The organism is Streptomyces sp. MI02-7b, from assembly GCF_033793585.1.
Lineage (GTDB): Bacteria > Actinomycetota > Actinomycetes > Streptomycetales > Streptomycetaceae > Actinacidiphila.
On sequence record NZ_JARAWX010000083.1, the window covers coordinates 1 to 644 of the forward strand.

The 644-nt window shown below is 57.9% G+C and carries 1 rRNA gene; it reads left to right on the forward strand.

The features are described 5' to 3' along the window. Window positions 1-644 (forward strand): 23S ribosomal RNA (locus PV364_RS41165); the annotation flags it as partial.

Below are 644 nucleotides of genomic sequence, written 5' to 3' on the forward strand. Positions count from 1 at the left end.
GTGGAGTCATCGTTGAAATACCACTCTGGTCGTGCTGGATGTCTAACCTCGGTCCGTGATCCGGATCAGGGACAGTGTCTGGTGGGTAGTTTAACTGGGGCGGTTGCCTCCTAAAGGGTAACGGAGGCGCCCAAAGGTTCCCTCAGCCTGGTTGGCAATCAGGTGTTGAGTGTAAGTGCACAAGGGAGCTTGACTGTGAGACTGACGGGTCGAGCAGGTACGAAAGTAGGGACTAGTGATCCGGCGGTGGCTTGTGGAAGCGCCGTCGCTCAACGGATAAAAGGTACCCCGGGGATAACAGGCTGATCTTCCCCAAGAGTCCATATCGACGGGATGGTTTGGCACCTCGATGTCGGCTCGTCGCATCCTGGGGCTGGAGTCGGTCCCAAGGGTTGGGCTGTTCGCCCATTAAAGCGGTACGCGAGCTGGGTTTAGAACGTCGTGAGACAGTTCGGTCCCTATCCGCTGTGCGCGTAGGAGTCTTGAGAAGGGCTGTCCCTAGTACGAGAGGACCGGGACGGACGAACCTCTGGTGTGCCAGTTGTCCTGCCAAGGGCATGGCTGGTTGGCTACGTTCGGGAGGGATAACCGCTGAAAGCATCTAAGCGGGAAGCCTGCTTCGAGATGAGGACTCCCACCCCCTT